Origin of the sequence: Nakamurella sp., from assembly GCF_044224575.1 — a bacterium.
In the GTDB taxonomy this organism is placed as follows: Bacteria; Actinomycetota; Actinomycetes; order Mycobacteriales; family Nakamurellaceae; genus Nakamurella.
Window position 1 is genome coordinate 143120 of sequence record NZ_JBGAKE010000011.1, and the last position, 14996, is coordinate 158115.

Here is a 14996-nt window from a genome sequence, read left to right on the forward strand (position 1 = left end):
GGACATATCCACATGTGGATGATTGCTGTGCATAGCTCGGTGAACGCGCTTTTCGTCGCGGCCGGCGCCACTTATTGGGCTCATCGTGTGACGCAGCTCTCGATCGGGGTGGGTTGTTCACGCAACGGACACACCGGCTTCCCATGCCATTCACAGGTCGAGGAAACGAACGTCCTTTGCGTTCCGGGTGATGAAAGCCCGACGGGCCTCGACATCCTCACCCATCAACACGGAGAACAGTTCGTCGGCGGTGGCCGCGTCTTCCAGCGTCACCTGCAACAGCAGCCGGTTGGCCGGATCCATGGTGGTCTCCCACAGCTCCTTGGCGTTCATCTCGCCCAGGCCCTTGTACCGCTGCACGCCCTCGTCCTTGATCAACCGGCGGTTCGCCCGCTCACCCTCGGCGATGAGGCCGTCACGCTCGCGATCGGAATAGGCGAACTCGTGCGCACCCTTGCTCCACTTGATCTTGTACAGCGGCGGTTGGGCCAGGTAGACATGGCCGGCCTCCACCAACGGGCGCATGAATCGGAACAGCAGGGTCAGCAGCAGCGTGCGGATGTGTTGGCCGTCGACATCGGCATCGGCCATCAACACGATCTTGTGGTAACGCAGCTTGGCCAGGTCGAAGTCGTCGTGGATCCCGGTACCCAACGCGGTGATCAGGGACTGCACCTCGGTGTTGCGCAGCACCCGGTCGATCCGGGCCTTCTCCACATTGATGATCTTGCCCCGGATCGGCAGGATGGCCTGGAACATCGAGTCCCGGCCGGACTTGGCCGACCCGCCGGCCGAGTCACCCTCGACGATGTACAGCTCCGAACGGCTCGGGTCGGTGGACCGGCAGTCGGCGAGCTTCCCCGGGAGCCCGCCGATCTCGAGAGCACCCTTGCGACGCACCAGATCTCGCGCCTTCCGGGCGGCATCCCGCGCCTGGGCCGACGAGACAGCCTTGCTGATAATGGTTTTTGCCTCGGCGGGGTTCCGCTCGAACCAGTCGGAGATCCACTCGTTGCAGGCGGTCTGCACGAACGACTTGGCCTCGGTATTGCCGAGCTTGCCCTTGGTCTGACCCTCGAACTGCGGCTCGCGCAGCCGGATCGAGATGATCGCGGCCAGGCCCTCGCGGACATCGCTGCCGTCCAGGTTCGAGTCCTTCTCCTTGAGCAGCTTCTTGTCCCGTGCGTACTTGTTCACCTGAGAGGTGAGCGACGCGCGGAATCCCTCCTCGTGGGTGCCACCCTCATGCGTGTTGATGGTGTTGGCGAAGGAATGCACGGACTCGTTGTAGGACGAGTTCCACTGCATCGCGACCTCCACCTCCATCGTCTCGCCCTTGACCTCGAAGCCGATGATCGACGGGTGGATCGGGTCCTTCGTGTGGTTCAGATGCTTGATGTAGTCGACCAGCCCACCCGGATAGTGGAACGACTTCTCCAGCGGCTTCCAGACCTTCGTCGGCGATTCCGCGGATGCCGGAACGGCGGTGGCACCGCTCTCAGCCAGTTCTTCCAATTCGACTTCGGTGCGTCGCTCGTCGCGCAGGGTGATGGTCAGGCCCTTGTTCAGGAACGCCATCTCCTGCAGCCGGCGGCTGATCGTCTCCACCTTGAACTCGGTGGTTTCGAAGATGTCCGGGTCCGGCCAGAAGGTCACCGACGACCCGGTCCGTGAGCTGGCTCCAAGAGTCTCCAGCGGGCCGGGTTTGGCCTTGTGGTAGCTCTGCGCGTACGCCTTGCCGTCGCGGTGAATCTCCACGTCGAGCCGGGTGGACAGCGCATTGACGACGGACACCCCCACCCCGTGCAAACCGCCGGAGACCGCGTACGCGTCGGAGTCGAATTTGCCGCCGGCGTGCAGCACGGTCAGCACGACCTCGACGGTCGGTCGCTTCTCCTTGGGGTGCATCTCCACGGGAATGCCGCGGCCGTTGTCGATGACGGTGACGCCGCCGTCGGCCCGCATGATCACTTCGACCTTGTCGGCGTACCCCGCCATCGCCTCATCGACGCCGTTGTCCACGACCTCCCACACCAGGTGGTGCAGACCGCGCTCACCGGTCGATCCGATGTACATGCCGGGCCGCTTGCGGACGGCCTCCAGCCCCTCCAGGACGGTGATCGAGGATGCGCCGTACTCGCTCTTCTTCGCTGTCACGGATCTGCCCGTCGCTCCTGTGCTCGCTCTAATGCTCGCTGCGGCCCGGGCACGGGCGTCGGTCGAGGGATCCAGGAGGCGCCACCGCACCCTTGGCGGGCTCGGGACGCTCCGATCGGCCGGCGGAAGCGCTCGGGGGCGACGGTCGCGCCGAGCCCGGCCGCCGACGTCCACCGACAGTGTCGGCGGGCGGATCGGAGCGAATCGCTCGATCCGTCTGCGGCGATCTCAGGGTCCTTTGCGGACGAAGCCTTCCTGAGTCTACCGGTACGCGGGCGCTCAGCACGGCAATACCGATGCCTGGGGATGCCGTGGCGGGTCCGGCGGGAAGCGCCGATAGTGACCGGCCTCCGCCGTGGTCGTCGGCGCCGCTCCGGGCGAATCCGAGGGCCTTTCCGGGTATCACCGGTGCGCCTACCGCACTCGGACACCCGGACCGGAGTTACATCCGGTCTGGGCTCGAGCCCCGCGCCGCCGGCGCACCTTTCCGGTGGGCCCACCGGGTCGCCGCAGCGAGAGGACAACACGATCGTGACCCTGGACCTGAGTCAGGCGCGGGGCGACGCCGCCGCCACGGCACCGCCGCTCGGCCCGGCTACGCCGTTCACTCCGGCACCGGGGCTCGACGGTGCCCAGCGGCGCCGCACCATCACGATGTTCGCCGTGGCCCGGGATCTCGACCGGCTGGGCGGCGTCCTCGGCGGGCCCGTCACGCAGGTGCGGCGCGCGGCCCTGATCGGGCACGTCGGGTTCCTGGTCGAGCAGGCCCGACCGGCCGGCGATGCGCCCGGCCGGCAGCCGGCCGCCCTGTCCCGGCTCCGCCATGAGTCCCGGCTCTGGTCCCGGGATCCGCTTCGGCGGGCGGACCTGCGAGCCGCCGTCGAGGTCGCGGCGGCAGCGGTCGACGCGTCGCGCGCAGCCTCCCGGGGCGACTCCGGGTCGGAACCTGCCTGCACCGAAAGAACCGTGGTCCGGCTGCGGGATCTGCCCACCCAGCGGCCCACCGCCGCGGCCTACCGCTACTTCTGGCTGCTCGACGAGCTGCCCCCACAGCTGGCGCAGCACGTCACGGGCGGGTTCAGCGGGCCCGCCCGGTGGGCGCTGCGGAACGGGCTCAGCGGCGGGTACAACCGGCGCGCCCACCTGATGTGGCACACGAAAAAGTGCGCCACGATGTCGTCCTGCTTGAGCGCGGCGCCCTGCACGCCCTTGCCGCCCCGCCGCTGGGCCCGGTAGAGGTCGGTCTTGGTCCGCTTGGCGTAGCCGGTGCGGGTGATGGTCACCACCACGTCCTCGACGGCGATCAGGTCCTCGATCGAGACGTCGCCGTCGTACGGGATCAGCCGGGTGCGTCGATCGTCGCCGTGCTTGTCGACCGCCTCGTTGAGTTCGTCCCGGATGATCGCCCGCTGCCGCTCCGGCTTGGCCAGGATGTCCCGCAGATCGGCGATGACCCGTTCGAGTTCGGCCAGCTCGTCGATGATCCGCTGCCGTTCCAGGGCGGCCAACCCGCGCAGCTGCATGTCCAGGATGGCGGTGGCCTGGATCTCGTCGACCGTCAGCAGCTCCATCAGGCCGGCCTTGGACTCCTCGGCCGACGGTGAGCGCCGGATCAGGGCGATCACCTCGTCCAGCATGTCGAGCGCCTTGACCAGGCCGCGCAGGATGTGCGCGCGCGCTCCTCGGCCTTGTCCAGGCGGTACTGGGTCCGCCGGACGATGACCTCAATCTGGTGCGCGACGTACAGGCTGATCATCTGGTCCAGCCGCAGGGTGCGCGGCACCCCGTCGACGATGGCCAGCATGTTCGCCCCGAAGCTGGTCTGCAGCGCCGTGTGCTTGAACAGGTTGGCCAGCACCACCTTGGCCACCGCGTCCCGCTTGAGGGTGATGACCAGCCGCATGCCGATCCGGTCACTGGACTCGTCGGCGATGTCGGCGACGCCGGCGATCTTGCCGTCCTTGTGCAGCTGCGCGATCGCCTCCACCAGGTTGTCGGGGTTGACCTGGTAGGGCAGTTCGGTGACGACCAGGATGGTGCGACCCTGGCGTCCTCCTCGATGTTGACCACCGCGCGCATCCGGATCGACCCGCGGCCGGTCCGGTAGGCGTCGGCGATGCCGTCCTTGCCGACGATGAGGGCCCGGGTCGGGAAGTCCGGGCCCTGCACGCGGGCCATCGACGCCTCGAGGAGTTCCTCGGCGCTCGCCTCCGGATTTTCCAGGGACCAGACGACGGCCGACGCGACCTCACGCAGATTGTGCGGCGGAATGTTGGTGGCCATCCCGACGGCAATGCCCGAGGAACCGTTGACCAGCAGGTTGGGAATCCGGGACGGCAGCACCGTCGGCTCGGTGGTCTTGTTGTCGTAGTTCGGCACCATGTCGACGGTGTTCTCGCCGATGCCGTCGAGCATGAGCATGGCCAGCTGGGTGAGCCGGCATTCGGTGTAGCGCATCGCGGCGGGCGGATCGTTGCCCATCGACCCGAAATTGCCCTGACCGTCGATCATCGGGTAGCGCAGCGACCACGGCTGGGCCATCCGGACGACGGTGTCGTAGATCGGCGAATCGCCGTGCGGGTGATAGTTGCCCATCACGTCGCCGACCACCCGGGAGGACTTCACCGTCGAACGGTCCGGGCGGAACCCCGAGTCGTACATCCCGTACAGAACCCGGCGGTGCACGGGCTTGAGCCCGTCCCGGACGTCCGGCAGTGCCCGGGAGACGATCACGCTCATCGCATAGTCGATGAACGAGCGCTGCATCTCCTGCTGGATATCGATCGGCTCGGTGCGATCGTGTTCGCCTGAGTCGGGACCTGTCACGACGAGTGCCCTTCGAATATCACGAAACCGTCACGCTGACGGGGACATATCCACATGTGGATGATTGCTGTGCATAGCTCGGTGAACGCGCTTTTCGTCGCGGCCGGCGCCACTTATTGGGCTCATCGTGTGACGCAGCTCTCGATCGGGGTGGGTTGTTCACGCAACGGACACACCGGCTTCCCATGCCATTCACAGGTCGAGGAAACGAACGTCCTTTGCGTTCCGGGTGATGAAAGCCCGACGGGCCTCGACATCCTCACCCATCAACACGGAGAACAGTTCGTCGGCGGTGGCCGCGTCTTCCAGCGTCACCTGCAACAGCAGCCGGTTGGCCGGATCCATGGTGGTCTCCCACAGCTCCTTGGCGTTCATCTCGCCCAGGCCCTTGTACCGCTGCACGCCCTCGTCCTTGATCAACCGGCGGTTCGCCCGCTCACCCTCGGCGATGAGGCCGTCACGCTCGCGATCGGAATAGGCGAACTCGTGCGCACCCTTGCTCCACTTGATCTTGTACAGCGGCGGTTGGGCCAGGTAGACATGGCCGGCCTCCACCAACGGGCGCATGAATCGGAACAGCAGGGTCAGCAGCAGCGTGCGGATGTGTTGGCCGTCGACATCGGCATCGGCCATCAACACGATCTTGTGGTAACGCAGCTTGGCCAGGTCGAAGTCGTCGTGGATCCCGGTACCCAACGCGGTGATCAGGGACTGCACCTCGGTGTTGCGCAGCACCCGGTCGATCCGGGCCTTCTCCACATTGATGATCTTGCCCCGGATCGGCAGGATGGCCTGGAACATCGAGTCCCGGCCGGACTTGGCCGACCCGCCGGCCGAGTCACCCTCGACGATGTACAGCTCCGAACGGCTCGGGTCGGTGGACCGGCAGTCGGCGAGCTTCCCCGGGAGCCCGCCGATCTCGAGAGCACCCTTGCGACGCACCAGATCTCGCGCCTTCCGGGCGGCATCCCGCGCCTGGGCCGACGAGACAGCCTTGCTGATAATGGTTTTTGCCTCGGCGGGGTTCCGCTCGAACCAGTCGGAGATCCACTCGTTGCAGGCGGTCTGCACGAACGACTTGGCCTCGGTATTGCCGAGCTTGCCCTTGGTCTGACCTCGAACTGCGGCTCGCGCAGCCGGATCGAGATGATCGCGGCCAGGCCCTCGCGGACATCGCTGCCGTCCAGGTTCGAGTCCTTCTCCTTGAGCAGCTTCTTGTCCCGTGCGTACTTGTTCACCTGAGAGGTGAGCGACGCGCGGAATCCCTCCTCGTGGGTGCCACCCTCATGCGTGTTGATGGTGTTGGCGAAGGAATGCACGGACTCGTTGTAGGACGAGTTCCACTGCATCGCGACCTCCACCTCCATCGTCTCGCCCTTGACCTCGAAGCCGATGATCGACGGGTGGATCGGGTCCTTCGTGTGGTTCAGATGCTTGATGTAGTCGACCAGCCCACCCGGATAGTGGAACGACTTCTCCAGCGGCTTCCAGACCTTCGTCGGCGATTCCGCGGATGCCGGAACGGCGGTGGCACCGCTCTCAGCCAGTTCTTCCAATTCGACTTCGGTGCGTCGCTCGTCGCGCAGGGTGATGGTCAGGCCCTTGTTCAGGAACGCCATCTCCTGCAGCCGGCGGCTGATCGTCTCCACCTTGAACTCGGTGGTTTCGAAGATGTCCGGGTCCGGCCAGAAGGTCACCGACGACCCGGTCCGTGAGCTGGCTCCAAGAGTCTCCAGCGGGCCGGGTTTGGCCTTGTGGTAGCTCTGCGCGTACGCCTTGCCGTCGCGGTGAATCTCCACGTCGAGCCGGGTGGACAGCGCATTGACGACGGACACCCCCACCCCGTGCAAACCGCCGGAGACCGCGTACGCGTCGGAGTCGAATTTGCCGCCGGCGTGCAGCACGGTCAGCACGACCTCGACGGTCGGTCGCTTCTCCTTGGGGTGCATCTCCACGGGAATGCCGCGGCCGTTGTCGATGACGGTGACGCCGCCGTCGGCCCGCATGATCACTTCGACCTTGTCGGCGTACCCCGCCATCGCCTCATCGACGCCGTTGTCCACGACCTCCCACACCAGGTGGTGCAGACCGCGCTCACCGGTCGATCCGATGTACATGCCGGGCCGCTTGCGGACGGCCTCCAGCCCCTCCAGGACGGTGATCGAGGATGCGCCGTACTCGCTCTTCTTCGCTGTCACGGATCTGCCCGTCGCTCCTGTGCTCGCTCTAATGCTCGCTGCGGCCCGGGCACGGGCGTCGGTCGAGGGATCCAGGAGGCGCCACCGCACCCTTGGCGGGCTCGGGACGCTCCGATCGGCCGGCGGAAGCGCTCGGGGGCGACGGTCGCGCCGAGCCCGGCCGCCGACGTCCACCGACAGTGTCGGCGGGCGGATCGGAGCGAATCGCTCGATCCGTCTGCGGCGATCTCAGGGTCCTTTGCGGACGAAGCCTTCCTGAGTCTACCGGTACGCGGGCGCTCAGCACGGCAATACCGATGCCTGGGGATGCCGTGGCGGGTCCGGCGGGAAGCGCCGATAGTGACCGGCCTCCGCCGTGGTCGTCGGCGCCGCTCCGGGCGAATCCGAGGGCCTTTCCGGGTATCACCGGTGCGCCTACCGCACTCGGACACCCGGACCGGAGTTACATCCGGTCTGGGCTCGAGCCCCGCGCCGCCGGCGCACCTTTCCGGTGGGCCCACCGGGTCGCCGCAAGCGAGAGGACAACACGATCGTGACCCTGGACCTGAGTCAGGCGCGGGGCGACGCCGCCGCCACGGCACCGCCGCTCGGCCCGGCTACGCCGTTCACTCCGGCACCGGGGCTCGACGGTGCCCAGCGGCGCCGCACCATCACGATGTTCGCCGTGGCCCGGGATCTCGACCGGCTGGGCGGCGTCCTCGGCGGGCCCGTCACGCAGGTGCGGCGCGCGGCCCTGATCGGGCACGTCGGGTTCCTGGTCGAGCAGGCCCGACCGGCCGGCGATGCGCCCGGCCGGCAGCCGGCCGCCCTGTCCCGGCTCCGCCATGAGTCCCGGCTCTGGTCCCGGGATCCGCTTCGGCGGGCGGACCTGCGAGCCGCCGTCGAGGTCGCGGCGGCAGCGGTCGACGCGTCGCGCGCAGCCTCCCGGGGCGACTCCGGGTCGGAACCTGCCTGCACCGAAAGAACCGTGGTCCGGCTGCGGGATCTGCCCACCCAGCGGCCCACCGCCGCGGCCTACCGCTACTTCTGGCTGCTCGACGAGCTGCCCCCACAGCTGGCGCAGCACGTCACGGGCGGGTTCAGCGGGCCCGCCCGGTGGGCGCTGCGGAACGGGCTCAGCGGCGGGTACAACCGGCGCGCCCACCTGATGTGGTTCGGCGGCGGGTCGGGCCCGGCCCTTTGATCGATCCGCACCCACCCGCACCTCTCCCGCGCGGATCAACTGCGTCGGCGCGGATCAAGTCGCCAACTCGCTGCTCACCGGTCACATTCGGGGTCGGTTGATCCGCGCGGTGGTCCCCATGGCCGGGTCAGCCGTAGGTGTCCCGGGGGCCGCGGCCGCGGACGTGCCGGACCCCGAACCGCCAGGACGGCCCCGCCGGCCCGTTGGCCCGGATCCGCAGCACCGTCCGGCTTCCGAGCTCGGCGTTGATCTTGGCCACCAGTTGCGGGGCCAGCAGCCTGATCTGCGTGGCCCAGGCCGTGGATTCGGCCTGCAGCACCAGTTCGCCGTCGACCAGCGATGTCGGGGTGCAGCGGCCGGCCACCTCCGGACCGACGATGGCGGCCCACCGGCCGAACAACGTCGCCCTGGTCAGATCGGCGCCGGCCCCGGCCGCCTTCACCCAGGTGCGCATGGTGGATCCCAACGCCTGCGGGTCGCGGGCCGGGTCGGGTCCGGCACCGGACCACCGGCGGCGCTTCAGCCGCGCGGCGGACCCGCCCGAGGTGCGGGCGGCCCGGCCGGCGGCCTTGCGCCGGGCGGCGTTGCCGGCCCGGGCCGCCGCCAAGGCGTCCCGGGCCAGGTCCGCGCCACGCGGCCCGGACGGCCCCGGGACGTCGGCCGGCCGGGGGGCGGTGGACCGCCCGGCTGCACCGGTGCCGGCCGGGCGGGCGGCGGGTTCGTCAGGCATCCGGCCATTGTTCCCCGCCCGCCGCGACACGCCGTCGGCCGGCACCCCGATCCCCGGTCGATCGCGGCACCGGTGGTTCACCCGGGTCCAGCCGGCCCACCGGTCATGGTTGCCGGCGGTCTGGTCGGCTCAGGACGGCGCGACGGTGCTGCCGGCGACCGCGAGGCGAACCCCACCGAGCGCGGCCGGCACGTCGGCGCCGACCGCGGCCGTGATCAGCACCTGCTCCGCATCGGCGACCAGGCCGGCGAGCCGGTCGCGACGACCGACATCGAGTTCCGCGAAGACGTCGTCCAGGATCAGCACCGGGTCCACCCCGTCGGAGCGGAGCAGGGCGAACGAGGCCAGCCGCAGGGCGAGCGCGAACGACCAGGACTCGCCGTGGGAGGCATATCCCTTCGCCGGGTCGCCACGCAGCAGCAGATCCAGGTCGTCGCGGTGCGGACCGACCAGCGAGATCCCGCGCTCGATCTCACGCGACCGCATCCGGCCGAGCTCCACCAGCATCGCCGCCGCCAGCTCATCGCGGTCGGGAACGCCGGTCGGGTCGGGGACGCCGATCGGGTCGGCCCCACCCTCCGGCGCAACCGCCGCCCCCGGGGCGACCGCGGTCTCCGCGCCGGCCGGGTCGGCGTCCTCGTCCGTGCCGTCGTTCGTGCCCGTGTGCGCAACCGGCTCCGCGACCGGCTCGACCGACTCCGGGTCCGGCACCGGCGGCTCGTCGAGCGGGATCGTCGACCGGTAGACCAGGTCGACCACCTGGTCGGACCCGGCGACATCGGCATAGGCCGCGACGACCCGCGGTCGCAGCGCCGCCACCAGCGTCAACCGGGCGTGCACCAGCTCGGCGCCGGCCGCGACCAGGTGCTCGTCCCAGGCGTCCAGGGTGGACAGGTCGCCGCCCCGGCGGGCGGCCCCGGCGCTCTTGAGCAGGGCATTGCGTTGCTTGAGGACGCGGTCGTAGTCCGACCGCACGCCGGCCAGGCGTGGCGCCCGCATGATGAGCACCTCGTCGAGGAACCGGCGTCGCTCGGTCGGGTCGCCGCGGACCAGGACGAGGTCCTCCGGCGCGAACAGCACCGTCCGCAGCACGCCGAGCAGGTCGCGGGGCCGGGTCAGCGGCGCCCGGTTGATCCGGGCGGCATTGCGCCGGTCGCGGGCGATCTCCAGCTCGAGCAGCAGTTCACGCCCGGCGGACACCACGGCGGCCCGGATCACCGCCCGCGGCGTGCCCGACCGGACCAGCGGGGCGTCGGTGGCCACCCGGTGCGAGCCCAGGGTCGCCAGGTACCCCAGTGCTTCCATCAGGTTGGTCTTACCGGTGCCGTTGCGCCCGACCAGCACGTTGACGCCGGGGGCCAACGGCACATCCACCGACGCCCAGGACCGGAAGTCGGTCAGCTGGAGGTGCCGCACGTACACCGCCGCGGGCACCCCTTTCCATCATTGACGTGAACAAAGGGCAGGTGCGGAGGCGGGTGGATTGAGAGGGACCTACCTCTTGCGCAGGTGGGCGGTTCCCGGCGAGACGGAGCGCGGCCGGTCAGGCGGTCGGCACCGCGGCGTCGGAGCCCTCCTGGCCGACCGGGTGCCCACCGAACTGATTGCGCAGGGCGGCGACCACCTTCATCGTCGGCGAGTCGGTCTGCCGGGAGGCGAACCGGGCGAACAGGGCCGCGGTGATCACCGGCATCGGCACCGCGTTCTCGATCGCGGCCTCGATGGTCCATCGGCCCTCGCCGGAATCCTGGGCGTAGCCGCGGATGGTGCTCAGGCCCGGGTCCTGGTCCAGGGCCCGAACCAGCAGGTCGAGTAGCCAGGACCGGATCACCGTGCCCTGCTGCCAGGAGGCCATCACCTCGTCCGGGTTGGTGACCCAGTCGACGGCCTTCATCAGCTCGTAGCCCTCGCCGTAGGCCTGCATCATGCCGTACTCGATGCCGTTGTGGATCATCTTGACGAAGTGGCCGGCGCCGACCGGCCCGGCGTGCACGAACCCGCCGGTCGGCGGCTTGAGCGAGTCGAAGATCGGCATCGCGACGGCCACGGCTTCCGGTTCGCCGCCGACCATCAGGGCATAGCCCTCGGTCAGCCCCCACACCCCACCGGACACGCCGCAGTCCAGGTAGTGGATGCCCTTGGGCGCCAAGGCGGCGGCGTGTGCCTTGTCGTCCACATACTCGGAATTGCCGCCGTCGATGATCACGTCGCCGGCCGCCAGCAGCTCGCCCAGCGCGGTGACGGTCGCCCGGGTCGGCTCGCCGGCCGGCACCATGACCCACACCACGCGCGGCGACCCGTCCGAACCGAGTGCAGCGACCAGGGCCTCGAGCGAGTTGACGTCCCGGGGCGAGCCCGGGCTGCGGTCGAAGCCGACCACCCGGTGACCGTCCTGGCGCAGCCGTTGCGCCATGTTGCCGCCCATCTTGCCGAGGCCGATGAGTCCGAGCTGCATGATGACCCTTCCGGAGAGTGCGAGCGCGTGGTCAGCCGGGCAGACGCGCCGGCATGACGAGGTACCGGTACGCGGGGGTGGCGGCCCCGACGCCATCGGCGTCGACGTCCGTTGACCCGGCATCCGCCGACTCCGCATCGCCGCCGACCACCGGCACCAGCAGCGCCGGTCGCGCGGACGTGGTGAACGAGATGCGGACGGTCTCCGCATGCACCACGCCCAGGCCATCGAGCAGGTAGGTCGGGTTGAACGCGATGAGCAACTCGTCGCCGTCCACCTGCGCGGGCAGGTCTTCCTCCGCCCGACCCTCGTCGTCGCCGCCCGCGGTCAGGGTCAGCGAACCGGCGCCGACCTGGAGCCGCAGGTGATGCCCGCGGTCGGTGACCAGGGCGACCCGCTTGATCGACTCGCCCAGGGCGGACACCGGTACCTCGACGCTGGTGGTCTGGGACGTCGGCAGCAGGGACCGGTACTTGACGAACTCCACGTCCAGCAGCCGAACCGTCGTGCGGCGATCGCCGGCCTGCAGCCCGAGCAGTCCGTCGCCGAGGGCGACGGTGACCTCTTTGGCGCCACCGAGCGTCTTGGCCGCGTCGGCCAATGTGCGGGCGGGCACGAGCACCGCAGTGGACAGCTCGGCGCGGTCCGGTCGCCAGCCGAGCTCGCGAACGGCCAGCCGGAAGCGATCGGTCGCGGCGAGCGTCAGCCGGTCGCCATCGATCTCGATCCGGATGCCGGTCAGCATCGGCAGCGTGTCGTCCCGGCCCGCGGCGATGACGGTCTGGGCGACCGCCTCGGCGAACTCGGCGCTGTCCACCGCACCGGAGGCGTCGGGCATCTGCGGCAGCGGCGGGTAGTCCTCGACCGGCATGGTCGGCAGGGTGAACCTCGCGGAGCCGGCGACGATGCTGACCTTGGGGCCGACCACCGCGAGGTCGACCGGCTTGGCCGGCAGCGCCCGGGTGATCTCGGCGAGCAGGCGACCGGAGACCAGCACGCGGTCGGTACCGGCCTCGCCGGCGTCGGCGTCCAGCTCGTCCAGGGCATCCACCGAGAGCGTGGCGCGGGTCGAGACCTCGTAGTCGAAGCCGGCGACGGTCAGCGTCGAGCCGTCCACCTGCAGCAGGATGCCGCCGAGGACCGGCACCGGCGGCCGGGCCGGCAGCGACTTGGCCACCCAGGCAACGGCGTCGGCCAGGTCGTCGCGGGCGACGCGGAACTTCATCGAGACCTCCATGAGTCGCGTCCGGGCGATCGAAGGGCGGGCAGGTGGCGGGCGGGTGCCGGCGGAGCGACCGGCGGGCGGTGTGTCACGGGGAAATCACATCGTTCGCGGGCCGGGCGAAGGCCGGGCGTCCACCGTACGACCATCGGCCGGCCCCGTTCGCGGCGGGGTGGCGTCGGGCCGCGGGGCGGCGCGGGCCCCGACCACCCGCGGATCCGCGGGGCGACCGTTCATCCCCAAGCCTGTTGTTCTAAAGATCTCCTGAAGAGAAATAACCAGTAGCAGTAGTAGGCGGTGTGGACGCTGTGGATTCCCCGGCGTCGGCGCAGGCGGCGTCGCGTGTCGCGGACGTGGACAGCACCTTGACGGTGGGCGGGACGGCTGCGCGGCTTTGTGGAGCGGGCGCGGCGATTTCTTGTTGTCCCCGCCGGGGCCCGAGCTGTCCACAGAGTTGTCCACAGAATGTGCATGGCTCTCCGAGGGTGCGCGGGAGCCCCGTGGCGCCGGCCGGACGGGTCGATCGGGCCGAGCGCGGCCGGTGGGTGACGGACTGTGGGACGGGTCGCGCGGTCACCGACGGGCGCGCTCGCGGATGCGGGCGGTGAGTTCCTGGACGTGGTCGTAGGTCTGTCGACGCTCGGCCAGCTCGGTGCGGATCTTCTTGGTGGCATGCATGACGGTGGTGTGGTCGCGACCGCCGAACGTCGCACCGATCTTGGGCAGGGTCAGGTCGGTCAGCTCCCGGCACAGGTACATGGCGATCTGCCGGGCCATGGCGATGTGCTTGGTCTTGGTCGGCCCGCACAGCTCGTCCAGCGTGACGTCGAAGTACTCGGCGGTGACGGCCATGATCGTGGCGGCGTCGATGTCGTTGGAGACCGGGTCGCGGATCAGGTCGCGGAGCACGATCTGGGCCAGCGCGAGGTCGACGGCCTGCTTGTTCAGCGAGGCGAACGCGGTGACCCGGATCAACGCGCCTTCCAGCTCGCGGATGTTGCGTTCGATCCGGCTGGCGATGAACTCGAGCACGTCGTCGGGCGCGTTCATCCGGTCCAGGGCGGCCTTCTTGCGCAGGATCGCGATCCGGGTCTCCAGCTCGGGTGGCTGGATGTCGGTGATCAGCCCCCACTCGAACCGGGTTCGCATCCGGTCCTCGAGGGTCTCCAGACGCTTGGGCGGCCGGTCCGACGAGATGACGATCTGCTTGTTGGCGTTGTAGAGGGTGTTGAAGGTATGGAAGAACTCCTCCTGGGTGCCCTCCTTGCCCTCCAGGAACTGGATGTCGTCGACCAGCAGCACGTCGACGTCGCGGTAACGGCGTTGGAACGCGACCTTGCGGTCGTCGCGCAGCGAGTTGATGAAGTCGTTGGTGAACTCCTCGCTGGACACGTACCGCACGCGCATGCCGGGAAACAGGCGTTGGGCGTAATGGCCGATGCCATGCAGGAGATGGGTCTTGCCCAGCCCGGAATCGCCCCAGATGAACAGCGGGTTGTAGGCCACCGCGGGGGCCTCGGCGACCGCCACCGCGGCCGCGTGCGCGAACCGGTTGGACGAGCCGATGACGAACGTCTCGAAGCTGTACTTCTCGTTGAGCCGGCTCAGCGCGGGGTTCTGCGGCGCCTGGTCGCGGCGGGTCGAGTAGGTCGGCCAGATCTCGGTGACGGAGGCCAGGTTGTCGACCTCCCCGTCCAGGCCGCCGTCGACCGCGTCGGTGGGGCCGGTTCGGTCGATGTCGTCGTCACCCGACCGGAAGGGGCCGGACCGATCGCGGCCCGTCGGCGGCGCGTCGCCCTGATCGCGGAAGCCGGGCAGCGGGGCCCGACCGTTGATCGGCGAACCGGGTGGCGTCCCCGGCGTCGGTCGGTCGCCGCCGAATCGTTCGCCCGCAGCGGGCTCGACCGCCGTCTCCTCGGAGACGGTGACGGCCAGCTTGATCGGCATGCCCAGATGCCGGGAGAGCGTGCTGGCGATCGCGTCGCGCAGGCTGCGTTCGATCGCCTCCTTGGCGAACTCGGAGGGGGCGGCGAGCAGGGCGGTCGAGCCGAGCAGCCCGACCGGCTGGGTCAGGCCCAACCAGGCCTTCTGCTGCTGGGACAGGGTGGGCTCGAGGTCGGCCACCACCTTCTGCCACACGGGTAGCAGGAGGTTGTCGCTGTCCTCGGAAGTCACTTGATGCCCCTCACCCCGGTACCGCCCCCGTACGTCATCCACAGGGGTTG

General features: G+C 69.6%; 7 protein-coding genes and 2 pseudogenes. 1 reads left to right on the top strand and 8 read right to left on the bottom strand.

Going from position 1 to position 14996, the window contains the following annotated elements:
- Nucleotides 1-150: 150 nt before the first annotated feature.
- The 3 genes and pseudogenes from gyrB (ACILSK_RS14450) to gyrB (ACILSK_RS14460) all read right to left on the bottom strand — a co-directional run bounded on the left by gyrB (ACILSK_RS14450) (nt 151) and on the right by gyrB (ACILSK_RS14460) (nt 7181).
- Nucleotides 151-2157 (bottom strand): DNA topoisomerase (ATP-hydrolyzing) subunit B, encoded by a 2007-nt coding sequence (gene gyrB, locus ACILSK_RS14450; RefSeq protein ID WP_395727864.1) that lies wholly within the window; start codon nt 2155-2157, stop codon nt 151-153.
- Between the two features lie 1151 nt (nt 2158-3308).
- Nucleotides 3309-4923, bottom strand: a pseudogene (locus ACILSK_RS14455) (DNA topoisomerase (ATP-hydrolyzing)); the annotation flags it as partial.
- Nucleotides 4924-5175: 252 nt separating this feature from the next.
- A pseudogene (gene gyrB, locus ACILSK_RS14460) lies at nt 5176-7181 on the bottom strand (DNA topoisomerase (ATP-hydrolyzing) subunit B).
- A gap of 532 nt (nt 7182-7713) precedes the next feature.
- Between gyrB (ACILSK_RS14460) and ACILSK_RS14465 the strand changes: the two are divergent.
- Complete coding sequence (locus tag ACILSK_RS14465) at nt 7714-8364, top strand: hypothetical protein (protein WP_395727865.1); 651 nt, start codon at nt 7714-7716, stop codon at nt 8362-8364.
- 127 nt (nt 8365-8491) lie between these two features.
- Here ACILSK_RS14465 and ACILSK_RS14470 read toward each other — a convergent pair whose 3' ends face one another.
- The 5 genes from ACILSK_RS14470 to dnaA form a co-directional block, all read right to left on the bottom strand.
- Nucleotides 8492-9094, bottom strand: coding sequence for a DUF721 domain-containing protein (locus ACILSK_RS14470; RefSeq protein WP_395727866.1), 603 nt, complete (start codon nt 9092-9094; stop codon nt 8492-8494).
- Nucleotides 9095-9223: 129 nt separating this feature from the next.
- Nucleotides 9224-10516 (bottom strand): DNA replication/repair protein RecF, encoded by a 1293-nt coding sequence (gene recF, locus ACILSK_RS14475; protein WP_395727905.1) that lies wholly within the window; start codon nt 10514-10516, stop codon nt 9224-9226.
- Between the two features lie 121 nt (nt 10517-10637).
- Nucleotides 10638-11549 carry a phosphogluconate dehydrogenase (NAD(+)-dependent, decarboxylating) gene (gene gnd / locus ACILSK_RS14480; RefSeq protein ID WP_395727867.1) on the bottom strand — a complete coding sequence of 304 codons (912 nt, stop codon included), beginning with the start codon at nt 11547-11549 and terminating at the stop codon, nt 10638-10640.
- 31 nt (nt 11550-11580) lie between these two features.
- Nucleotides 11581-12774, bottom strand: a complete 1194-nt coding sequence (gene dnaN / locus ACILSK_RS14485) for a DNA polymerase III subunit beta (protein ID WP_395727868.1) — start codon at nt 12772-12774, stop codon at nt 11581-11583.
- A gap of 570 nt (nt 12775-13344) precedes the next feature.
- Nucleotides 13345-14946: a chromosomal replication initiator protein DnaA gene (dnaA, locus tag ACILSK_RS14490; RefSeq protein WP_395727869.1), complete on the bottom strand. Its 1602-nt coding sequence runs from the start codon at nt 14944-14946 to the stop codon at nt 13345-13347.
- Between the last annotated feature and the right edge of the window lie 50 nt (nt 14947-14996).

Coding starts and splice junctions, on each gene's coding strand:
- dnaN (WP_395727868.1), bottom strand. CDS start 12,774: ATGAAGTTCCGCGTCGCCCGCGACGACCTGGCCGACGCCGTTGCCTGG.
- ACILSK_RS14470 (WP_395727866.1), bottom strand. CDS start 9,094: ATGCCTGACGAACCCGCCGCCCGCCCGGCCGGCACCGGTGCAGCCGGG.
- gnd (WP_395727867.1), bottom strand. CDS start 11,549: ATGCAGCTCGGACTCATCGGCCTCGGCAAGATGGGCGGCAACATGGCG.